Annotated in this window: 27 protein-coding genes; 10 read left to right on the forward strand and 17 right to left on the reverse strand. The window is 65.7% G+C overall.

The genetic code is table 11. The features are described from left to right. Positions 1–6: 6 nt before the first annotated feature. The 14 genes from F1640_RS15995 to F1640_RS16060 are packed head-to-tail and all read right to left on the reverse strand — an operon-like array spanning position 7 to position 9,833. Positions 7–846 carry a flagellar motor protein MotB gene (locus F1640_RS15995; RefSeq protein ID WP_124809253.1) on the reverse strand — a complete coding sequence of 280 codons (840 nt, stop codon included), beginning with the start codon at positions 844–846 and terminating at the stop codon, positions 7–9. A 14-nt stretch (positions 847–860) separates the two neighbouring features. Next, complete coding sequence (gene motA / locus F1640_RS16000) at positions 861–1,724, reverse strand: flagellar motor stator protein MotA (protein WP_124809252.1); 864 nt, start codon at positions 1,722–1,724, stop codon at positions 861–863. A gap of 43 nt (positions 1,725–1,767) precedes the next feature. Beyond that, entirely contained in the window at positions 1,768–2,688 is a 921-nt protein-coding gene (locus F1640_RS16005) for a flagellar biosynthesis protein FlgL (RefSeq protein WP_124809251.1), read from the reverse strand. Between the two features lie 4 nt (positions 2,689–2,692). Continuing rightward, positions 2,693–4,033, reverse strand: coding sequence for a flagellar hook-associated protein FlgK (gene flgK, locus F1640_RS16010; RefSeq protein ID WP_124809250.1), 1,341 nt, complete (start codon positions 4,031–4,033; stop codon positions 2,693–2,695). 6 nt (positions 4,034–4,039) lie between these two features. Continuing rightward, positions 4,040–4,357, reverse strand: a complete 318-nt coding sequence (locus F1640_RS16015; RefSeq protein WP_124809249.1) for a rod-binding protein — start codon at positions 4,355–4,357, stop codon at positions 4,040–4,042. Beyond that, on the reverse strand, positions 4,354–5,463 hold the full coding sequence (locus F1640_RS16020; protein WP_194920056.1) for a flagellar basal body P-ring protein FlgI: 1,110 nt from the start codon (positions 5,461–5,463) through the stop codon (positions 4,354–4,356). The genes F1640_RS16015 and F1640_RS16020 overlap by 4 nt, the downstream gene beginning before the upstream one ends. Positions 5,464–5,483: 20 nt before the next feature. Beyond that, positions 5,484–6,173, reverse strand: coding sequence for a flagellar basal body L-ring protein FlgH (locus F1640_RS16025; protein ID WP_190287228.1), 690 nt, complete (start codon positions 6,171–6,173; stop codon positions 5,484–5,486). A 5-nt stretch (positions 6,174–6,178) separates the two neighbouring features. Then, complete coding sequence (gene flgG, locus F1640_RS16030) at positions 6,179–6,967, reverse strand: flagellar basal-body rod protein FlgG (protein WP_124809246.1); 789 nt, start codon at positions 6,965–6,967, stop codon at positions 6,179–6,181. Positions 6,968–6,981: 14 nt separating this feature from the next. Then, positions 6,982–7,725, reverse strand: a complete 744-nt coding sequence (locus tag F1640_RS16035; RefSeq protein WP_194920057.1) for a flagellar basal body rod protein FlgF — start codon at positions 7,723–7,725, stop codon at positions 6,982–6,984. Between the two features lie 9 nt (positions 7,726–7,734). Further along, a complete protein-coding gene (locus tag F1640_RS16040; protein WP_194920058.1) occupies positions 7,735–8,529 on the reverse strand; it encodes a flagellar hook-basal body protein in 795 nt (264 codons plus the stop codon). Positions 8,530–8,556: 27 nt separating this feature from the next. Beyond that, positions 8,557–8,838: a flagellar hook assembly protein FlgD gene (locus F1640_RS16045; RefSeq protein ID WP_194920059.1), complete on the reverse strand. Its 282-nt coding sequence runs from the start codon at positions 8,836–8,838 to the stop codon at positions 8,557–8,559. After that, entirely contained in the window at positions 8,838–9,254 is a 417-nt protein-coding gene (flgC, locus tag F1640_RS16050; protein WP_124809242.1) for a flagellar basal body rod protein FlgC, read from the reverse strand. The genes F1640_RS16045 and flgC overlap by 1 nt, the downstream gene beginning before the upstream one ends. 2 nt (positions 9,255–9,256) lie before the next feature. Further along, positions 9,257–9,604, reverse strand: coding sequence for a flagellar basal body rod protein FlgB (gene flgB, locus F1640_RS16055; RefSeq protein WP_125954937.1), 348 nt, complete (start codon positions 9,602–9,604; stop codon positions 9,257–9,259). Continuing rightward, the gene (locus F1640_RS16060) at positions 9,564–9,833 is read right to left on the reverse strand and encodes a hypothetical protein (RefSeq protein ID WP_194920060.1); all 270 of its coding nucleotides are present in this window, start codon (positions 9,831–9,833) and stop codon (positions 9,564–9,566) included. The genes flgB and F1640_RS16060 overlap by 41 nt, the downstream gene beginning before the upstream one ends. On the opposite strand from F1640_RS16060, the gene F1640_RS16065 reads away from it, so the two are divergent. The 9 genes from F1640_RS16065 to F1640_RS16105 all read left to right on the forward strand — a co-directional run bounded on the left by F1640_RS16065 (position 9,819) and on the right by F1640_RS16105 (position 17,032). Beyond that, positions 9,819–10,544 carry a MotA/TolQ/ExbB proton channel family protein gene (locus tag F1640_RS16065; RefSeq protein ID WP_194920061.1) on the forward strand — a complete coding sequence of 242 codons (726 nt, stop codon included), beginning with the start codon at positions 9,819–9,821 and terminating at the stop codon, positions 10,542–10,544. The two genes, F1640_RS16060 and F1640_RS16065, sit on opposite strands and share 15 nt — an antisense overlap. Then, positions 10,541–10,990 carry a hypothetical protein gene (locus F1640_RS16070; RefSeq protein WP_194920063.1) on the forward strand — a complete coding sequence of 150 codons (450 nt, stop codon included), beginning with the start codon at positions 10,541–10,543 and terminating at the stop codon, positions 10,988–10,990. Before F1640_RS16065 ends, F1640_RS16070 begins: the two co-directional genes overlap by 4 nt. Before the next feature lie 59 nt (positions 10,991–11,049). Further along, positions 11,050–11,577, forward strand: a complete 528-nt coding sequence (locus F1640_RS16075; protein ID WP_194920064.1) for a flagella basal body P-ring formation protein FlgA — start codon at positions 11,050–11,052, stop codon at positions 11,575–11,577. Positions 11,578–11,666: 89 nt separating this feature from the next. Next, positions 11,667–11,969, forward strand: coding sequence for a flagellar biosynthesis anti-sigma factor FlgM (flgM, locus tag F1640_RS16080; RefSeq protein ID WP_125954939.1), 303 nt, complete (start codon positions 11,667–11,669; stop codon positions 11,967–11,969). Continuing rightward, positions 11,966–12,316: a flagellar protein FlgN gene (locus tag F1640_RS16085; RefSeq protein ID WP_125954940.1), complete on the forward strand. Its 351-nt coding sequence runs from the start codon at positions 11,966–11,968 to the stop codon at positions 12,314–12,316. Before flgM ends, F1640_RS16085 begins: the two co-directional genes overlap by 4 nt. A 108-nt stretch (positions 12,317–12,424) precedes the next feature. Then, on the forward strand, positions 12,425–13,336 hold the full coding sequence (locus tag F1640_RS16090) for a transglycosylase SLT domain-containing protein (RefSeq protein ID WP_309229281.1): 912 nt from the start codon (positions 12,425–12,427) through the stop codon (positions 13,334–13,336). A gap of 6 nt (positions 13,337–13,342) precedes the next feature. Then, positions 13,343–15,460, forward strand: coding sequence for a flagellar biosynthesis protein FlhA (locus tag F1640_RS16095; protein WP_124809234.1), 2,118 nt, complete (start codon positions 13,343–13,345; stop codon positions 15,458–15,460). Continuing rightward, a complete protein-coding gene (locus tag F1640_RS16100; protein WP_124809233.1) occupies positions 15,457–16,188 on the forward strand; it encodes a sigma-70 family RNA polymerase sigma factor in 732 nt (243 codons plus the stop codon). Before F1640_RS16095 ends, F1640_RS16100 begins: the two co-directional genes overlap by 4 nt. A 61-nt stretch (positions 16,189–16,249) precedes the next feature. After that, on the forward strand, positions 16,250–17,032 hold the full coding sequence (locus F1640_RS16105; RefSeq protein ID WP_125954942.1) for an SDR family oxidoreductase: 783 nt from the start codon (positions 16,250–16,252) through the stop codon (positions 17,030–17,032). A gap of 25 nt (positions 17,033–17,057) precedes the next feature. Here F1640_RS16105 and F1640_RS16110 read toward each other — a convergent pair whose 3' ends face one another. Continuing rightward, a complete protein-coding gene (locus F1640_RS16110) occupies positions 17,058–17,759 on the reverse strand; it encodes a L,D-transpeptidase family protein (protein ID WP_194920066.1) in 702 nt (233 codons plus the stop codon). A gap of 149 nt (positions 17,760–17,908) precedes the next feature. Beyond that, complete coding sequence (locus F1640_RS16115; protein WP_124809231.1) at positions 17,909–18,703, reverse strand: transglutaminase family protein; 795 nt, start codon at positions 18,701–18,703, stop codon at positions 17,909–17,911. Positions 18,704–18,789: 86 nt separating this feature from the next. Between F1640_RS16115 and F1640_RS16120 the strand changes: the two genes are divergently transcribed. Beyond that, the gene (locus tag F1640_RS16120; protein WP_194920068.1) at positions 18,790–19,455 is read left to right on the forward strand and encodes a TIGR02281 family clan AA aspartic protease; all 666 of its coding nucleotides are present in this window, start codon (positions 18,790–18,792) and stop codon (positions 19,453–19,455) included. 9 nt (positions 19,456–19,464) lie between these two features. Here F1640_RS16120 and F1640_RS16125 read toward each other — a convergent pair whose 3' ends face one another. Next, the gene (locus F1640_RS16125; protein WP_194920069.1) at positions 19,465–20,730 is read right to left on the reverse strand and encodes a DUF418 domain-containing protein; all 1,266 of its coding nucleotides are present in this window, start codon (positions 20,728–20,730) and stop codon (positions 19,465–19,467) included.

Consider the following 20,730-nt stretch of genomic DNA (forward strand, 5'->3'; position numbering starts at 1 on the left):
CAGGCGTCAGTTCACCAGCAGGATGGAAATCCGGCGGTTGCGCGGATCGGACGGGTTGTCTTTCACCAGCAGTTCGCGGTCGGCAACGCCTTCGATCCGCCGGAAGCGGCTTTCGGCCACGCCCTGGTGCATCAGCGCCTGTCGCGTGGCTTCGGCGCGGCCGGCGGAAAGCGACCAGTTGTTGGCGGCCTGACCGGGCTTCCACTGCACCGAATCGGTATGGCCGCGCACGGTGATGCCGGATGGATCGGGGCCGATCGCCTGGCCGATTGCCTGCAACAGTTCGGTCGCGTCGGGCGTCAGCAGCGTGGTGCCGAGGCGGAACATCGAGAAGTTGGCGTCGTCGACCAGGTCGATGCGCGTCCCTTCGGTGGTGTCCACCATGCGGACCTGCCGGGCAAGCTGGCGCAGCTTGGCGTTGGCGGCCAGCTTTTCCTGCAATTTCTTCTCGACGGCCGTGCGTTTGGCCTTCGATCCGCCGTCCTTGGCGCCGCCGGTGGCGTCGCGCGGCACGGTCAGAGTCTTGGTGCCGGTCTGCGCGGCCTTGTGCGGATAGTTGTCCGCGTCGGTGATCGAGGAGCCGCCGAGCAGGCCATAGGAGCCGGCTTCGCCTTCCTTCATCTTGACCAGGGTGGGCGTGAAGTAATCGGCAAGGCCCTTGCGCTGCTTCTCCGTGGTTGCGCCCAGCAGCCACAGCAGCAGGAAGAAGGCCATCATCGCGGTCACGAAGTCGGCGTAGGCGACTTTCCACGCGCCGCCATGGTGGCCGCCGGCTACCACCGTCACCTTCTTGACGATGATTGGCGCCGGAGGCGGCTCGTTCTTGCCTCTGGGAGGTTTGGCCATGGTTCAGCCTTCCCTTAGCGGCCGCGCAGCGCGTCGAGCAGTTCGGACAGGCCGGGGCGGAAGGCGTGGCCAAGACCCGACCGCGCGCTTTCCACCACCAGCGGCTGCGGCCACCCGTGAAGCGAAGCGATGATGACCTGCTTGACCGCCTGGAAGATCATCTCGTCCTGATCGAGCACCTGCTTGAGGCGGCTCGCCAGCGGGGCGACGATGCCATAGGCCAGCAGCACGCCCATGAAGGTACCGACCAGCGCCGAACCGATCATGCCGCCCAGGATGGCCGGCGGCTTGTCGATCGAGCCCATGGTCTTCACGACGCCCAGAACCGCCGCGACGATACCCAGCGCGGGGAGGGCGTCGGCCAGGCCCTGCAGCGCGTGCTGCGGTTCGGCTTCTTCATGGAAGTGCGTCTTCATCGCGTGATCCATCACGTCCTCGACGGCGTGGACTTCCAGCGTGCCGGAGGAGACGACGATCAGGGTCAGCGTATCGCAGATCAGCGAAATCAAAGGTTTGTTGGCGAGAAGTCGCGGGAATTCCGCGAAAATCGGCGAGCTGGCGGGATCGGTGACATGGCTTTCCAGCGCCACCGGCCCGTCCGACCGCAGGATCTTCATCAGCTTGGTGCACAGGATGATCGCGTCGATGTGATCCTGCTTGGTGTGCTTCGGCCCCTTGAACACTTTGGCGAAACCGCCGCCGATCGCCTTCAGCTCGTGCATCGAGTTGCCCGTGACCAGCGCGCCGACAGCCGCGCCGCCGATGATGAGCATTTCGTGCGGGATCGCCTCCATGACCGGCCCCAGCGCGCCGCCAGTGATGGCAAAGCCGCCGAAGACCATGACCAGCAGGATAATGATGCCGATACCAGCGTACATGGAAGTTCAACCCTTCAGAATTCGAAAGCGGTGTGGTTCGGGATCAGCTCAACATGCTGAACAGCGAGAGGCCCGAAAGCTTGGTGAAGCTTGCCTGGCTGGCTTCGAGCACGGTCGAAAGTTCCTGCAGCCGCGTGAAGGCTTCGGTGATGTCGGTGCCACCGATGTCCTTCTGCTCGGTCGCGCGCGATGTGGCCATCGCCGTCTGCCGCTGGACGTTGATGTCGATCCAGGACAGTCGCGAACCGACCACCGTTTGCGCGGTGGTGACCGAATCCAGCCCCGCCTGGAGCGACGTCAGCGCATTGTTGGCGGCGGTGGTGGCCCCGGCGCCCCCCGCGTCGAGCGCGTCGGACAGGGTCTTCACTACCGACATGATGTCGGTCTGCGTCCCGTTCACGTTGAACGACAGAAATTCCGGACCGGTCACGCCGCGCGTGACGGTCTGCCCGTCGCCGAGCGCAAGCTGCCCGGCCGAACCGGTACCGATATAGGAGGCGTTGCCCGAAGCATCGACAGTGTAGGCATCGCCGCCCGTCTGGCCACCGAACAGCGCGTGCCCGGCGGAATCGCGCGTATTGGCGAGCGCCACCAGGTTGCCTTGCAACTGCTTCAGTTCGGTGCTGATGCTCGAACGCTGCGTGTCGGACATCGTGCCGCTCGCGGCCTGCGTCGCCAGCTGCTGCACGCGGATGATCGTGTTTGAAAACTCGGTCATTGCCGAATCCGCCAGATTGAGATCCGATGTCGCGCGGTTGGCGGCGTCGGTATCGATCTTGGACAGCGTGTCGGTGCGCGACAGCGCGCGTAGCCGTGATGCCGCGACCGGATCGTCCGACGAGGTCGTCAGCCGATTGCCCGAACTGATCTGCGTCTGCAGCTTTTCCGCCTGGGCGCGAAGCGACGTGAGGTCGAGCGTCGAGCGGCTGTAGAACGCGCTGGTGCTGGTAGCGAAAGTGGTCATGATATCACCTGATGCCTATCAGCGTGTCGAAGATGTTGGAGGCTACCTGCATGACGCGCCCAGATGCCTGGAACGCCTGCTGGTAACGGACGAGATTCACCGCCTCGCTATCGAGATCGACGCCGGACTGTGCGGCCAGCGTGGTCTTGGCGGAATCGGAAATGGTCTTCAGTGCGTCGCGCGTGACCGTGCGGCCCGATACGGCCGACGAGACGTCGAACAGGATCGAGTCCATCTTGCCTGCCGGGTCGGCGTTGCCGAGCGCGTTGCGCAGCGCGTCAAGGTTCGTCGTGTCGAGGCTCTTGGCCGCTGAGCCAGCCGGAGCCGTGGCGATTTGCGAGCCGTTTGTCAGCGCCAGCGAGAAACTGGCCGCATCGGTGCCGGAGAACATGGCCACGCCGGGGTTGCCGTCCACGTCCACGCCGCCGGTCTGGACGCCGTTCACCGTGGTGACGATGTTCGCCGCGAGCGCATCGAGATCGCCATGAAGCTGCGATAGCTTGCCGAGCGCGAGGTTCTGGCCGGCCAGCGAACCGCCGGAAAGGGCAACGCTGGCGCCCGACGCTGTCGAGAACGTGATCGTGCCGTCCGCGGCGGTCGCGGCGGCCAGCGCGTCGGTGGACCCGCCGTTGACGATCGCAGGGCCGGCGGCGCCGCCGATCTGCACTTTCACGGTGCCGTCCGGCGAGAACGTGGTCGCGATGTCGCCGTACTGGCTCATCTGCTGCAACAGATTGTCGCGCTGGTCGAGCAGCGAGGTCTGGTCGCTGGTCGCGTCCGATGCCCGCGCGAGGCGGACGTTGGTGCGGGCCAGTTCCTGCGCCAGGCGGTTCACCTCGGTCACGCCCGCGTTGGCTTCGAAGTGCAGGCCGTTGCCCACCGCGTCGAGCTGCTGCGAGGCGATCTGGAAGGTGTTGGTCATCGTCCGCGCGCTTTCCACGACGGATGCGCGCAGAGAACTGTCGGTCGGATCTTCCTTCAGCTTCTGAAGGGTGGATTCGAACGACGTGATCGAATCATAGACGTTGGACTGTTCCAGCGCCGTTTCGACGTTGCTGAGGCCGGTTACTTCCGCATCGGCGCGCGCCGTGTCGGAGCCGGTCCGGCGCACTTCCGATTGCCGGAAGGCATCGGCGTTGCGCACCACCTGGCTGACGCGGACGCCCGACAGCGAAACATCGGACGTCTGTCCGAAATAGCCCGTGGTCGAAACCTCGGACATCTTGGCCGTGCGGCGGACATAGCCTTCCGTCGACGCGTTCGCGATGTTCTGGGCGGTGACGTCCAGCGCGATCCGTGCAGCTTTCGCGCCGCTGCGGGCAATCGAGAGAAGGTCTGACGACATCGCCGGTTACTCCTTTTTCGCCGAAGCCTGCGGGAAGCGGGCGGCAATCTGCGCCTCGATCTGCTTGGCGAAACCAAGCGTGCCCGTCTTGGAAGCGATGTCGGCGAACTGTTCATCGCGCATCGTGGTAAATGTTTCGTTGCCACGGCCCGCGAAAGGATCGTCCTCGCCGGCAAAATTCGTCTTGTGGGCCGCCGACAGCATCTGCCGCAGGAAAATCGCCTCGAAACCCTGCGCCGCCTGGCGCAGTTTCCCGCGCTCGGTCGAGAGGGCGTCGGTGGCGGCGGATACCACGCCGCCGACGTTGATCGGGAGAATGCTCATATCACCACCATTTCCGCCTTGAGCGATCCGGCCTGCTTCAGCGCTTCCAGGATCGCGACGAGGTCCGAGGGCGTGACGCCCAGCTTGTTGAGGGCATCGACGATCGACGACAGCGAGGCGCCCGGCTTGAACAGGGCGACGTGCGCCTGCTGTTCCTGCACGTCGATCTGGCTGTTCGGCGTTACCGTGGTGCGGCCGTTGCTGAAGGGCGCGGGCTGCGAAACCTGAGGTTTTTCGTCGATCTTCACCACCAGCTTGCCGTGGCTGATCGCGGCCGGCGCAAGGCGCACGGCGCTGTTGATCACCACGGTGCCGGTGCGGCTGTTGACGATCACGCGCGCGGGGGTTTCGGCCGGGTTGACCTCGATCATCTCGACCGCGGCCATCGTGCTCGCACGCGCGTCGGCGCCTTCGGGCAGGTGCAGCGCCAGGGTCACGCCGTCTTCCACCGACGCCATGCCGGGATAGCGCGCGTTGATCGCGTCGCGCACGCGCGATGCGGTCAGGAAGTCCGCGTTGAACAGGTTCCAGCGCAGGATCGGGTTGTCGTCGAAGCCGGTGGCGACCGCGCGTTCCACGCTTGCGCCCTCGGCGATCCGGCCGACGGTGGGAATGTTCACGGTGACTTGCGAACCGTCCTTGGCGGCGACGCCCAGGCCGCCGACAGCCAGGTTGCCCTGCGCCATCGCATAGATCTGCCCATCCGCGCCGTAGAGCGGCGTCATGATGAGCGCGCCACCGCGCAGCGACTTGGCCTTGCCCAGCGTGGAGACGGTAACGTCGATGCGCTGGCCGGGCTTGGCAAAGGCGGGCAGGTCGGCGGTGATGAGCACGGCGGCCGCGTTCTTGAGACCCGGCGACACGCCCGGCGGCAATTGCACGCCCAGCCTGCCAGCGGTGCCTTTCATCGCCTGCGTCAGGTATTCCAGGTTGTCATCGCCCGTTCCGGCCAACCCGACGACGATGCCGTATCCGGTAAGCTGGTTGGTGCGGACGCCCTGAAACGCGCCCAGATCGCGCACGCGCTCGGCATGGGCCGCCACGGGGGCGACAGCGGCGAGCGCGGCGGCGAAGGCGGCGGTCAGGGGAAGGAGCAGGCGGCGCATGACGGACCTCGAGGAAAGCCTCAGAAGGGGCTGAGAATGTTGAAGAACTTGCTGAGCCAACCTTCACGGCTGGCCCGCTGGATCGCGCCGTTTCCGGCATATTCGATCCGCGCGTCGGCGACTTGCGTCGAAACGAGGCTGTTGTTCTGGTCGATGTCGCCAAGGCGCACGATCCCGGAAAACTGAACCCATTCCTGACCCTGGCTCAACAGCAAGCGCTTTTCCCCTCTGACGAGGGCGGTGCCGTTCGGTCGCACTTCCGCGATCGTGACGGACAGCGAACCCCCGAGAGAGTTCGTCTGCGCGGCATTGCCCTTGCCATTGAACGACGATCCGGCCGACGCTTTAAGGGCGTTGGGGTCAAGAAACGACAAAGGGCCTGCACTCGGCGGTACGATATTGGCGCTGCCGGCACGGTCGGTCTTGGAACTGGCCGACTTCGAGGTGGTCATCTGTTCGACCAGCACGATTGTCAGCGGATCGCCGACCGCGTGGGCGCGGCGTCCTTCGACCAGACCCGCATACCCGGCCGACGCATTGAAGATGGCGCCGTCCGCGGGGCGCGGGGCGGGCTGCTGCGGCAAGGTGGCGCCGAAGCCGACCGGCGGCTTGCGACCGGCCCATGCCGGGCCTGCGACGTTCAGCGCGAGCAGCGCCGCACCGACAAGCAGGGCCTTGCCGGCGCGCGCGCGATTGAAGGGAGCAAGCATCATGGTCACAGCGTCTGGTTCGCGTTCTTGAGCATTTCGTCGACGGCGGAGATCATCTTGGAGTTGATCTCGTAGGCGCGCTGGGTCTCGATCATGTCGACCAGCTCCTGCACCACGTTGACGTTGCTCGCTTCGAGGAAGCCCTGCTTGATGTGGCCGCGGCCGTTGTCACCGGGAATGCCGATCTGCGCGGTGCCGCTGGCGGCGGTTTCCATCAGGAAGTTGTCGCTGCTGGCGCGCAGGCCCGCCGGGTTGGCGAAGCTGGCGACCGTCAACTGACCGAGCTGCGTCGGTTCGGCGTTGCCCGGCAGCGTCGCCGATACTGTGCCGTCCTGGGCAACCGTGATCGCCGATGCGCCTTCCGGAATCGTGATCGTGGGCTGCACGACATAGCCCTGCGCGGTGACGAGCTGGCCTTCGGCCGAACGGCTGAAGTTGCCCGCACGTGTATAGGCCAACTGACCGCCCGGCAGAGTCACCTGGAAGAAGCCGTCGCCATCGAGCGCCAGATCCAGCGCGTTGTCGGTGTTCTGCAGCGATCCCTGCGATTCGATGCGCGTGGTCGACTGGATGCCGACGCCGGTGCCGAGGTTGAGGCCCGTGGCATAGGCGGTTTCGTTCGACGATTGCTGGCCGGCCACGCGCGCGTCCTGATAGGCCAGCGTGGCGAAGTTGGCGCGATCGCGCTTGAAGGCGGTCGTCCCGACGTTGGCGAGGTTGTTCGCGATCACGCGCATCCGCGTGTCCTGCGCCTCAAGCCCGGTGCGGGCGACGTGAAGGGCTGAACTGGGCATCGTTCGGTACTCCGTTAGCTGCTGATGCGCATGAGAGCGGCGCTGTTTTCATCAACCTCGCGCGCGGTCGAGATCAGTTTGGTGCGGATGTCGAAGCTGCGTTGCGCCTCGATCATCTGGACCAGGACGTCGGCCGGATTGACGTTCGACTGCTCGAGCGATCCGGTCACGACGCGGGCATCCTCATCGCCGGGCAGCACGCCGCCGCCTTCGACGCGGAAGAAGCCGTCGATGCCCTTCTTGATGGTCGATCCATCGGTGCTGACCAGCTTGATCCGGTCCACCACCTGCGGCGGGGTGTCAGGCGTCGCCGGGTCGGCGGCCATGACGCTGCCGTCGGGCGCGACGGTTATCTTCGAACCGAGCGGCACGGTGATCGGCCCTCCACTGCCGATCACCGGCCGCCCGTCGCCATTGACGAGCAGCCCGGTCGCGTCGACCGAAAGATCGCCACGACGGGTATAGGCCTCGGAACCGTCGTCCGCCTGGACCGTCAGCATGGTCTTGCCGTTCATCGCGATATCCAGCGGATTGTTCGTCGCGATGATCGCTCCCTGCTTCATGTCCGCGCCATAGACCTCGCCGTCCGTCATGGCCCGCGCCTCCAGGCTGGGGCCTTTCAGGGTCATCGGCGTGGTCGTGAGCATTTCGGCACGGAAGCCCACGGTCTGCGAGTTCGCCATGTTGTTGGCGATCATCCGCTGCTTCGTCATTGACGTGCTCATGCCCGAATAGGCGGTGTAGATCAGGCGGTCCATGGTTTAGCCTCAGCTCCGCAGGTTGATCACGGTCTGCGAGATCTGCGTGGCCGTATCGATCGCCTTCGCGTTCGCCTGGAAATTGCGCTGGGCCGTGATCAGCCCGACCAGTTCCTCGGCGATGTCAACGTTCGAACGCTCGACCGCGCCGGCGAGAAGCCCGCCGTACTTGCCGGTCGAAGGCGTGCCATAAGCGGCCGGGCCGGAAATGCCGGTCGCGCTCCAGTTCGAGGAGCCTTCCTGGCGCAAGCCAGTGGGCGTGGTGAACGAGGCCAGCGCGACCGTGCCGATCACAGTGTTCGAACCATCGGCGTAGGACGCCGTGACATCGCCGTTCTCGGCGATGGTGATGCCGGCATATTCCGAACCGGCGCCGTTGGTCAGCGGGATCTGCGCGTCGGTCAGCGTGGAGCCGCCCGGAGCATAGATCTGCAGGCGGTTGTTCGTGTCGTCATGGATATAGCCATTGCTGTCCAGGTCGAACGAGCCGTTGCGGGTGTAATAGGTGTTGCCCGTTACCCCATCGCGCGTGGTGAAGAAGCCTTCGCCCGTGATGGCGACGTCGAGCGCGTTGCCCGTCAGGTCGGTGGCGCCGGCCTTGAAGTTCTGCTTGATCGCCGAAACCTGCGCGCCGATGCCGATGGTCATGGTCGGCGAAGTCTGCGCGGTGGTGGCCACGATATCCGCGAAATCGGTACGGCTCGATTTGAAGCCGTTGGTTTCAGCGTTGGCGATGTTGTTGCTGATGACGCCAAGATCGGTCTGGGCGTTCTTCAGGCCGGTGAGTGAAGTGTAGAAAGACATGGTGGAGGTCCTTTCCGGTTGAAGGTCTTAGCTCGCCGTGCCCGTGAGCTTGGTGTTCAGGGTGGCGATCTGGCTGGAGATGGTCTTGAGCGTGCTGCTCATGTCGTTCGAGGTCGAAAGGCTCGAGAACTGCGCGAGCTGCGCGACCATCTGGGTGTTGTCCACCGGGGCGGTCGGGTCCTGGTTCTGAAGCTGCGTGGTCAGCAGTTTCAGGAAGTCACCCGCGCCCAGCGAGCCCCACGAGTTCTTGGCGGTGGACGTGTTGGCCGTCGAACCGGTGCCCGACGTATTGGAAACGCTGCTGGTCATTATTTCATCCTCATCGTATCGAGCATCAGTTGCTTGGCGGTTTGCATCGCCTCGACAACATTCTGGTACTGGCGAGAGCTTTCGAGCATCTCGACCATTTCCGCACTTTCATCGACCGGAGCGGACCAGACATCGCCGTTCTGGTCGGCGAGCGGGTTGTCCGGCTGGTGATCCTTGATCGGCGTCGCGGACGAACGGTACACGCCGTTGACCTTGACGGTGGCAAGGCCCGTCGACCGGTCCAGTTCTTCGGAGAAGACGGGACGCAGCGGGCGGTAGGCCGTGCTTTCGCTGGACGAGACCGTGCCCGCGTTAGCGAGGTTCGATGCCGCCGCGTTCATGCGCACGAGCTGCGCGGACATCGCGCGGCCAGCCACGTTGAACAGCGTCATGGGGGAGGTGTTTGGGCCTGCCATGGTTATTCGCCCTTGAGCGCGCGCGTGACGTTGTCGATGCGTCCGCGGATGAAGGAGAGTGTCGCGGTGTATCCCACCGCGTTTTCGGCGAAGGCGGTCTGCTCGGTCGCCATCTCGACGGTGTTGCCGTCAAGGCTGGGCATGACCGGCACGCGATAGCGCGTGGCCGATGCCATCGCCTGGTCTTCGCTCGCGCCCGTGGCGCGCGCCTTCAGCGCGGCCTGGAAATCGATGTCCTTGGCCTTGTAGCCCGGTGTTCCGGCGTTCGCGATGTTGGACGTCAGCAGGCCCATGCGCTGCGAACGCAGCTCAAGCGCCTTGCCATGTATCCCGAAAAGACTGTCGCTCATCGTCGGTCAGCTCCGCATAGGTGTTGCCGACATCGATTTTGCAAGCATCGTGCCAAATCGTTTTGCCGCTCCCGCGCATCGTCCAAACGGCAAAATCGCGGCGCATTTCCGGCAAGGGATTGCCGTTTGGCGGCGGATACCGGCAAAGTTCGGCCACTCCCTGAAACCTCGGAAAACAAAGCCGTTCTTCGCCCCGAGCAGGAGTTCCTGATCCATGGATTTCACGCATTTCTACAATCCCGCCGCCGCCGTCATCGTCTTTGGCGGCACCGCGCTGGCCGCGGTGCTGCGCTGTGGCCTGTCTGCGACCGTAACGACGGGGAGGGCGCTGACGGACCTGTTCCGGCCGCGCTTCCGTGCCGATGCCGTCCGCGCCGTCCTGGCCGGGCAGGCCGCCGACATTCGCGCCAATGGCCTGTTGCGTGCCCAGCCTTGCCGCAGCGGTGATCGCGAGTTCGATGAAGCCACCAACGCCATGCTGTCGGCCCGGTCGGTCTCCGGCCTGCTGGAAAAGCACGAGGCCTTTCGCGCCACGCGCCGGACGAAAGCCGGCGAGGCGGCGGGGATGCTGGCGCAGGCGGCCGATCTGGCGCCGGTGTTCGGCCTTGCAGGAACGCTCGTATCGCTGACGCAGCTGCCGGCCGACGGTGTGGCACGCGGCGCTTTTTCCAGCGCCATCGGGATGGCGGTGCTGACCACGCTTTACGGGCTGATCTTCGCCAATCTGGTGCTCGGTCCGCTGGCCAAGATGGTCGAGCGGCGCGCGCGTGACGAAGAAGCTGCGCGTCAGTCGGTGATCGACTGGCTGGTTCAGCAGGTCGCGCTCGCCACGCCGCGCCATGCGCGCCATGAGGCGGATCACCATGGTGGCCACACCGCTGCGCGCCACGGTGCGGACGAACATGCCGCTGCGGCGACGCGTGCGGGGGAAGCGGCATGATCGTTCGCCCGTCGACCGGCTGGCAGACCATTCTGGCCGATCTGTCGATGATCCTGTTCATGATCGCGGCTTCCGCGCTGGCCAACACGCCGGAGAAAGCGCAGCCCGTGGCGAAAGCCCATGCCGCCGTCGCGCATACCCCGCCGCCGGCACCTGTCCAGGCCTCGGTTCGCGCCGAGCCGGTGGGCGTGTGGTCCGATGGCGCGGGCGCTCCGCCTTTGGCGCAATGGCTTGCCGATCAGGGCAGCGATCCGCGTTTGCGCGTGACGATCGTGGTGCGCCATGGCCCAGGCGACCAGGCGGCCGCGTTCGCGCGCGCCGCGGCGCTGGCGCAGAGCGCGGGCGAACGCGGCAAAAACGCGCGCGTTGTCGTGGAGCCGGGCATCTCGCGCGGGGCTACGGTCACGCTTGGCTTCGATACCGAAGAAAGCGCATCGGCAACCTGATGGATGGCACGATGTTTGCTTATTTGCGTGAGACACTTACTTATCCGGGGTCCTTACCCATGACGCGCAAGATTCCTTCTTTCAGCCTTCTGGCCATGGCGCTGGCTGGCGCCGCGATCGGCACGCCGGCACAGGCCCAGCGGGCCGGGCTTGCCGATCTGACCGATATCGACATCGCCGTGGCGCGCTTTACCGGTTCGCCGATCGGCGTGCCTGGCGGCGCTGCCTTGCCGGTGGATCGCCGGATGCGCCTTGCCGCCTGCCGTGCGCCACTGGCGCTCTCCTGGCGGGGCGGCACGCGCGATAGCGTGATCGTTCAGTGTCCGGACGCCGGCAGCTGGCGCATTTTCGTGCCGGTGGTCGGCCTTGCGCCGGCAACCCGGCAAGAAGCTGCCGCCCCGGCGGTTCTGCGCGGCGAAGCCGTGACGGTTTCCGTGACGGGCGAGGGCTTTGCCGTCTCCCAACCCGGAGAAGCCATGGATTCCGGGGCTGTTGGCGCGTGGATACGGGTCAAGACCTCGGCCAAATCCGACCCCGTGCGTGCGCAGATCGTGCGTCCGGGACTGGTGGAACTACCGATCGAATGACCGCCATTCGGCAATTTTTTTCCGGGTGGCCTTAACGCACCGGCTTCAACGCCGTTCTTGGGCATGAGAAACGCTATAGGAGCGGGACCATGCCATCATTTGAAATCGGACCGACGCGCCCGGTTGGCGCGGTTCAGGTCAAGACTGTGAACACCGAGACTGGCCTGCAATCGGTCAAAGCGGACGATCAGCCGGCAACCTCCGGCAGTGTGGCTTCGTCCACACCGCAGGTGGAAACCAGCGAAGCGGTCAAAGCCGGCACTGCGCCGGTCAACTCCGAACGGGTTGCGGAAATCCGCAAGGCGATCGAGAGCGGCCGCTATCCCCTGATCCCCGCCAAGATCGCTGACGCGATGATTGCTGCCGGTATGCTCTGGAGGAGCCCGCAATGAGCCATGAAGCCGCCGTCCGTCCCATCGAAATGCGCGACACGCTGCGGCAGATGGTTGCCGTCCTGCAAAAGGAACGGCACGCGCTTGCCGGCCTTGACGTGGATGCGATCATGGGATGCGCGGTGGACAAGGGCAACCTGTGCGGGCGCCTGGGTGACGCTTCACCGGAACTGGTCGATGAGGAATGCCGCGGCCTTCTGGATGCTGCGCGGCGCCTTAATGAAGCCAACCGCCGCGTGCGCAACCTGATCGCCTCGAATGTTTCGGCGCGTCTGGACGCGATGGTGGGGGCACCGACGCTTTACAATGCGCATCGCTCGACCCGCCGGCTGAACTACCGGGCCTGATATTTATTTCCCTGCGCCCCTTAATCGGGGTGTTTGGCACGATATTTGCTGATCCCTTTCCTGAAGCCGCTTTCGAAATCGGAAGCAGCGTGACGGAAAGGGATTTTTGTGAGTTCAGTCCAGTCTCCCGCCGGGCCGGCCGCATGGGCCGCTGCCATGGATGGAACAACCGGGCCGGGCGATGTGCGCGCCGCCATCTCGCGCGCCGCACAGGCGACGGGGGTCGACTTCGGCTACCTGCTGGCGCAGGCACGGCTTGAATCCGGCCTTAATCCCAACGCACGCGCGCGCACTTCCAGCGCCACCGGGCTTTACCAGTTCACCAATTCCACCTGGCTGCGCACGCTGGACAAGCATGGCGCGGATCATGGCTATGACTGGGCCGGCAGCGTCATCGAGAACGGCAGCGTCCGCGATCCGGCGCTGCGCCAGCAGATCATGTCGATGCGCTCCGATCCGCAGCTTTCGGCGCTGATGGCGGGCGAACTGGCCAACGACAACCGCAACTATCTGTTCGGCGTGCTGGGGCGGCAGCCGGGGAATTCGGAACTCTATCTCGCGCACTTTCTCGGCGCGGAAGGGGCGGGACGCTTCCTGACCGCCATGGCGACCGATCCCTCGCAATCGGCGGCGGCACTGTTGCCGCAGGCCGCGGCTTCGAACCGGTCGATCTTCTATGACGATAGCGGCGCGCCGCGTTCGCTGCAGGGGGTGATGAGCCTGCTCAGCGGCCGCCTTGCCGCCGCCGGTGGCGCGACGGGCAGCGACATGGCCTGGGCCGGCGGCTATTTGCCGGCAGCGTCCGGCAACGCCATGCCGGTCGATAGCACGCCCACGTTCACGGGTGGCCCGATCGCGCAGGAGTTTCAGGCGACGGCCTATGCCGCCGGCCAGCAACCGGTCCGTCCGGCTTCCTCGATGGCAGACACGCTGCGCGATGCCTTCGCGCTGAACGACGCTTCCGCCACGCCCAGCCATGTCCGCGCCGCCTACGACCGGCTCCGCTCTTTCGGACTCTAAGCCACGATGCTCAAGCGCCTAGGCTCACCCAGTGCTCTCGCCTTGCCGGCGGGGATTCTCACGCTCATCGTCCTGATGATCGTGCCGATCCCGTCGTTCATGCTCGACGTGTTCTTCGTCCTCAACATCGCCCTTTCGGTGGCGATCCTGATGGCCTCGATGAATGCCGAGAAGCCGCTGGATTTCTCGTCCTTCCCATCCGTCCTCCTGTTCGGTACCCTGTTGCGCCTCGCGCTCAACGTCGCCTCCACGCGCATCGTGCTGGTCAACGGGCACCAGGGCGGCGCGGCGGCCGGCCATGTGATCGAGGCGTTCGGCGCCTTCCTGATCGGTGGCAACTTCGCCGTTGGCCTGTTCGTATTCATGATCCTGATGATCATCAACCTGATGGTGGTGACCAAGGGTGCTGGCCGCGTTTCGGAAGTGTCCGCGCGCTTCACCCTGGATGCCTTGCCGGGCAAGCAGATGGCGATCGACGCCGACCTTGCCGCTGGGCTGCTCACCGCCGACGAAGCCAAGGCCCGTCGCCGCGAAGTGGCGACCGAGGCGGACTTCTACGGTTCGATGGACGGTGCCAGCAAGTTCGTGAAGGGCGATGCCATTGCGGCCCTGCTGATCCTGGCGGTCAACATCATCGCGGGCTTCTGTCTGGGCATGATCAGCCACGGGCTGACCGCCGGCGATGCTGCTCAGAAATACGTGACGCTGGCGGTTGGCGACGCGCTGGTGGCGCAAGTCCCCTCGTTGCTGCTCTCCATTGCCGCCGCCGTGATCGTGACCCGCGTGTCGGATACCCGCGACCTTGCCGGGCAGATCGGCGGCCAGCTCGCCGATCCGCGCACCTGGCTGCCGGTTGCGGTGATCTTGGGCGCGATCGGCATGATACCGGCGATGCCGCAGTCCATCTTCCTGCCGGCTGCCGGACTTGCGGGCTGGCTGTGGTGGGCGCTGAAGAAGCGCGCGGAACGCCCCGCGCCTGAAGTGGTCGAGGAGGAAATCCCGGTCGATCCCTCGCGCATCACGCTCGAAGAGGTCAGCGACCAGACGCTCGTCACCATCGAGCTGGGCTATGGCCTTGTCCATCTGGTCGATGACCGGCGCGGTTCGCCGCTGGTTGCCCGCATTACCGGCGTGCGCAAGCAGCTCAGCCAGACCTTCGGCTTCATCGTGCCGCAGTTCCGTGTGCGTGATGCGCTCGATCTGCCGCCGAACGATTATCGCATCGTGCTGGGCGGCGTCACGCTGGGCGGGGCGAGCATCAAGGGCGAGAAGATCCTGGCCATCGATGTGGGCGAGGCCCGCGAGAACCACGGGCTGCAGGGCGATGCCACGCGCGATCCCAGCTTCGGCTGCCCGGCGCTGTGGATCGATGCCGCCCAGCGCGACCATGCCATCGCCGAAGGATTCCTGACGGTCGATGCCAGCACGGTCATCGCCACGCACCTCAACCAGCTTCTCGGCGAACGCCCGCAAGTGCTTCTGGGACCGGACGAAGTTCGCGCCATCTTCGACGCGGTCAAGGTCCGCGCGGCCGGCCTGGTGGAAACGATCTACCCTCAGCCGCTGTCGCTGGGCGCCGTCACGCGCCTGTTCCATGCACTGCTGGAAGACGGCGTCAGCATCGCCCATCCGCTGCCGATCCTCTCGGCCTTGAGCGAAGCGGTGCTGCAAACGACCGAGCACGATCGTCTGGTGGACATCCTGCGCGCGCGCCTTGGCGCGATGATCGTCGCACGGGTGTGCGGGCCGAACGATCGCCTGCCGGTGTTGACGCTCGACGGTTCGCTGGAACAGATGATCGTGCAGGGATTGCAGGACCCGGTAACCGGCCAGCCAGTGATCGAGCCCGATCTCGCGCGCGGGATCGGCGAACGGGTGGCGCAGATCATCAGCGATCGCGGGCCGACCGCGTCGCCGGTGGCGCTGGTGGTCCAGCCCCGCGCGCGCCGTGCGCTTTCCGCGCTGCTGCGGATGCGGGCCCCGACCTGTCTTGTCATTTCGATCTCCGAACTGCCGCCGACGCAGCCGATCGAGGTCATTTCCGTCATCGGAAACGAGGCGCCCAGGCCCGTTCCCGCGCTTCCCCAACCGTCAGTGCTGCACCCCGAGGGCCTTGCTGCATGAAACATGATCAACGTCGATTTGCCGCCGCGCGTGCCTACCGTGACGATACCGCGGATCGTATCCGCCGGTTTCTGCCCATGGTCCGGCGCCTGGCGTGGCACATCCATGGGTCCGGGCGCGCCGGCATGGAACTGGAAGATCTGGTGCAGGCCGGGCTGGTCGCCTTGACCGAATGCGCCCAAAAGCACTCTGGCCCGACGGAGGATGGCTTTGCCGCCTATGCCAAGATGCGCGTGCGCGGGGCCATGGTTGATCTGGTGCGTCGTGTGACGCCGCTTTCGCGCAGCGTTTCCGAACGGCGCAGGATGCTGGCCGATCATACCGCGACGCTGCGCAACGAACTGGGGCGCGATCCCACCGATGCCGAACTGGCCGCCGCCATGGGCCTTACCGACCAGGAGCTTGCCACCTTGCACGCCGGGAGCGAACCAGTGCGCTTTGAAACGATCGATAGCGCCTATTCCGACAGCGACCCGGCTTTCGCCGACGACCGCCCGGACAGCTTCGCCTTGCTGGCCGATGAACAGATGCGCGCGCGGGTGGCCTTCGCCATCGCCGCGTTGCCGGAACGGCTCCAGCTCGTCATCCAGCTCTACTTCGTCGAGGAACTGAACCTCGCCGAAATCGCGCAGGTGCTCGACGTCAGCATTCCCCGTGTCCACCAGCTCAAGGCGCAGGCGCTCGAAAAGCTGCGCGCCGCGCTGGGGGACGAGGCCGACATTCTCTGATCGGCTCTTGCCGTGCCGGCTCCCATGATTTAATCGATCGGTTAAATCATGGGAGAGCAAGATGCGGATTGATGCGGGCATGGCCGCCGTCGTTACCGGCGGCGCTTCGGGACTGGGGCGCGCCACGGCAGAGGCGCTGGCCGCCAGCGGAGTCCAGGTCGCGATCTTCGATCTGAACGAGGAACTGGGCCAGGAGGTTGCGAGCGCGATCGGGGGCTTGTTCTGCAAGGTCGATATTACCAGCGAACAATCGGTGGTGGCCGGCTTCGAAAAGGCGCGCGCCGCGCACGGGCAGGAACGCGTCTGCGTCCACTGTGCCATGGCCAATCGCAAGGGCAAGACCGTCGGCCGCAACAAGGAGACCGGCGAGTTCGTGCGCCTTTCGACCGAAGACTACGAATTTGCTGCGCAGGGCATCCTGATCGCCAGCTACCGTGTCGCCTCTTTGTCGGCGCTCGGCATGGCTGGGCTGGACCCGCTGGAGGACGGCGAACGTGGCACCATCATTCTCACCGCCTCGGTCGCCGCGCAGGATGCGCAGGTGGGGCAGGTCGCCTACGGTTCGCTGAAGGCTGGCGTGAACGGCCTTGTGCTGCCGATGGCGCGCGATCTGATGGACCTTGGCATCCGCGTGAACTCGATCATGCCGGGCATCTTCGGCACGCCCTTGCTGGGCCGCCTGCCGGAAAAGGTGCTGGATGGCCTCAACGCCTCGGTCCCGTTCCCGAAGCGGCTGGGCAAGCCCGAGGAATTCGCCTCGCTGGCGATGGAACTGGTGCGCAATTCCTATTTCAACGGCCAGAACATCCGCCTTGACGGCGCGATCCGGATGGCGCCCCGCTGATGCCCATTCGCCTATGCCGCAAGGCTCAGGCGCCCGATGGGGTCTGGGCCTGCTGCTCCACCACGATGGGATCGCCCACGCCGATGCGCTTGCCGTCGGTGATGATGACCTTGTCGCCCAGCTTTGCCTGTTCGAACAGGCGCTTGGCAAAGGCATCCGGCACGCCGATGCAGCCGTTGGTGGCATAGCCCCTTTCCACCTTGCTGCCGTGGATCGAGACGCCGTCGTTGGTCAGCCGCAGCATGTAGGGCATGGGCGCGTCATAGATGTTGGAAACGTGATCGGCGTCCTTTTCGGTGATCGGGAAGACGCCGACAGGAGTGGGCTTGTCGCCATAGCCCTTGAGGATCGCGGTCGCGCCGATCTCGTGGCCGTTGCGGAACACGGACAGGGTGCGCGCCGCGAGATCGACCGTCACGACCAGCGGTCCTGGCTCGCCCTTGCTTTCGTACCAGAAGAACTGGCCGAACTTGATCGGTTCGTCGATTTTCAGGATGGACTTGACCACAAAGGGATCGTCGGCCGGCGGTTGCGGAGCGGCGGCGTTAGCGGCAGGCTGTGGTGCCGTGGCGGCGGGTTTGGCCGGCGCGGGCTTCGCTGCCTCGTCCTTGTGGGGGAAGAACACTTGCGCCGCATCCTGCCCAACATGAAACGCCAGCATCGAGGCGAGCGACATGGCAACGAAACCGGCGGGCACGCGAATCCAGCGCTTGCGCAGCAGGTTCATCGGTCCTTCGTCTGTCACAGGTGCCGGCCTTTCATCGCCTTCGGTCGCGAACCGAGCGTCCATGCTTCGCGCGGCCTTGCGCACGGCTTAACATACAGGGCTGAAAGGGAAGTAAACCCGATTGTTCCTCCCGCTATCGGCGGCAGCCGTTACTCGCTGCGGACGGTGATGTCCTTCGATACGAGGTCCATCGTGCCGTAGCTGGTGAAGAAGCTGGCGTCCGCCGCATCGCGCCCCACGCCGATCACCGCGAAGGCGTCGGGCGTGATCATCCCCGTGGCATCGACGATGCGCCAGCTTCCGCCCTGGCCCGCCGGATCGGCAAGGAACACCTCGGCCACGGCGTGAAAGTCCTGCGGCGATACACCGGGGCCATAGCCGGACGCGAAACGGGCGGGGATGGCCGCCGCGCGGGCAAGGGCGATCAGCGTATGGGCATAGTCGCGGCACACGCCCCGTCGCTCGACGAAGCTGTCCAGCGCGGTGGTCGCGGAATTGCTCGATCCCGGAACGTAACGGAAGTGGCCGGCGATCCAGGCGCGCATCGCCTCCACCTTCGCACCGCCCGCCAGTGCGCCGAATTCCTCCTGCACGAAGGGCTGGAGCCGGCTGGCCGGGCAATAGAGCGAATCGAGCAGATAGGGCACCGCCTCTCCCGGCAGGCGGTGCGGCGGCAGCCCGGCTAGCGACGCCAGGTCGAAATCGTTGCGCAGCACTTCGATCCGCGCATCATAACTGACCGAGAATTCGCCGTCGTGGTGAACCCATATCCTTTCGCCGATGCCATCCTGCGCCCCCACGCGCAGAAAGTGCGGGGTGGGCGTGCTGGCGATGTTTGCGGAAAGGATGGACTGTTGCGAGGTCGGGGCCGCTTCGATCTGGAGCAAGGCATCGGTTGCGCCATACATGCGGCAGGAAAGGCGGGTGGCTATGGTGAGGATCATGATCGCTCCAATGGTTTGACCGCCCATGCGTTCCGATGATGTCAGCCGCGTGAAAGGAAAGGCATGGTACGCGCGATTCGATGGACATGCCGGGAAATCTGATCGCTGCCTTGCCGCCGGCGCTGACCGGTGCCCCGCCGCTGCTTCTGGCGGCGGGCGGCGCGATCGTGCTGGTGATGATCGCCGGCATGATTCGCGGCTTTCTGCCGGTAACCGGGCGGCTGCTGGGCTTTGTCGGCAATGTCGCGTTGCTGGCGGTGTTCGCGCTGACGGTGGTGCGCTTCGTCCATCTCGATCCCACGTTCGATTCCCTCACCTCGAACATCGGGATGCCGGCGCAGACCGTGGCGGGTGGCGAAACGCGCATTCCCCTGGCGGCCGACGGGCACTACTGGATCGAAGCGCGCGTCAACGGCGTGCGCCAGCGCTTCATGGTCGATACCGGGGCCACCATCACGGCGCTGTCCGAAGATGCCGCCGCCGCCGCCGGCATCAGGCCCGATCCGTTGCGCCTGCCGGTATCAGTGCGCACGGCGAACGGAGAAGTGGAGGCGCGCATGGCCCGGGTGGGCGAATTGCGCTTCGGATCGATCGTGGCGCGCGACATGGACGTGATCGTCACCGGATCGACCGGCGGCCTCAATGTGCTGGGCATGAACCTGCTGTCGCGGCTGAAGTCGTGGCGCGTGGAAGGCGGGGTGCTGATCCTGAGTCCCAAGCATCCGCAGAAGGCGGCGGATACGCCATCCTGAGCCGCGGGATCAGGATGGCCTGGCGACGAACAGGAACGTCAGTCGTCGCCACGCCGCTTCCATCGGCCCCTGGCGGAACCGGGCAAGCCACCACGCCGGCCAGGCCAGCATCGCGATCCAGCCGAGTACGACGAAGGCCGGCAGCCACATGCGCAGAAGCTCGGGCCCGAGGCCCAGCCCCCAGCCCGAAAACACGGCACCCATCAGCACCGTGGTCCCCAGGTAGTTGGTGAAGGCGCAGCGTCCGGCGGCTGCGAGGCGGCGGGCGAGCGGATGGGCTCTTGTGCCCGGCCAGCACAGCATCAGCGCGGCGAGGTAGCCCAGCGCCATGATCGCGCGCGGGATGGCCGCAATGTGGTCCATCACCCCCAGCATCGCGCGTGGCGGGAAGTGATGCGCCCAGATCCACCAAAGGACCGGCAGCGTCAGCATCCCGCCGATGCCGATGCCGGCCACCGCCAGGCGGACGATCGCCTGCCGACTCCAGCCGCTGGTGAAAAAGCCGCTGCGGAACAGGGCGATGCCCACCAGCATCAGCGGCAGCGTTTCGGTCGCGGTCGCCAGCGCGATCTTGAACGGCAGGAAAGGCGCCAGAGCAAACCGCAGCCGGATCGCCTGGAGGAAGCCGGCGTTCAGGATCTGCGTGTCCTGCGCCATCGATTGCGCGATCCGCGCCATCATCGCGGCCTGTTCAGCCTGTTCCGCTGCGGTGCCATGCCCGGACAGCACGCGCTGTTCGGCCGCTATGCCGGGTAAGTCGCCGATGCCGTCCAGTCCGTGTGCGGCGCAGAACACCGCGATGGCAATGGCGGCCAGCGCGGCAGGCCGCAGGCGGCGCAACACCAGCGCGCCCAGGCCGCACAGGGCATAGGGGAACAGGATGTCCCCCCACCACAGCAGCAGGTAATGCGCATAGCCGAACAGGGCGAGCCAGAACAGCCGGCGGGCCTGCATCGCATCGCCGTTCAGCCCGCGCCGTTCGGCGGCTTCGATGAACAGCATCATGCTGGCCCCGAACAGCAGCGTGAACAGCGCGCGCATCTTGCCTTCGAACAGCAGGAACGAAAGCGCGAACCACGCATCGGCGCCGGGTTCGACGCGGGGCAGGGCGGGGGAGAAGCTGGCCAGCGTCGGCCCCCAGAACCCGGTGATGTTGATCGTCAGGATGCCCAGCACGGCAATGCCGCGCACGAAATCGATCGCCGCGATCCGCGAAGGATCGCCGCGCGATGGAGATGCGGGGGAAGCGGACTGGTCCGAAGCGTGATCCGTCAA

This window comes from Novosphingobium sp. NBM11, assembly GCF_015390225.1.
Classification (GTDB): Bacteria; Pseudomonadota; Alphaproteobacteria; order Sphingomonadales; family Sphingomonadaceae; genus Novosphingobium.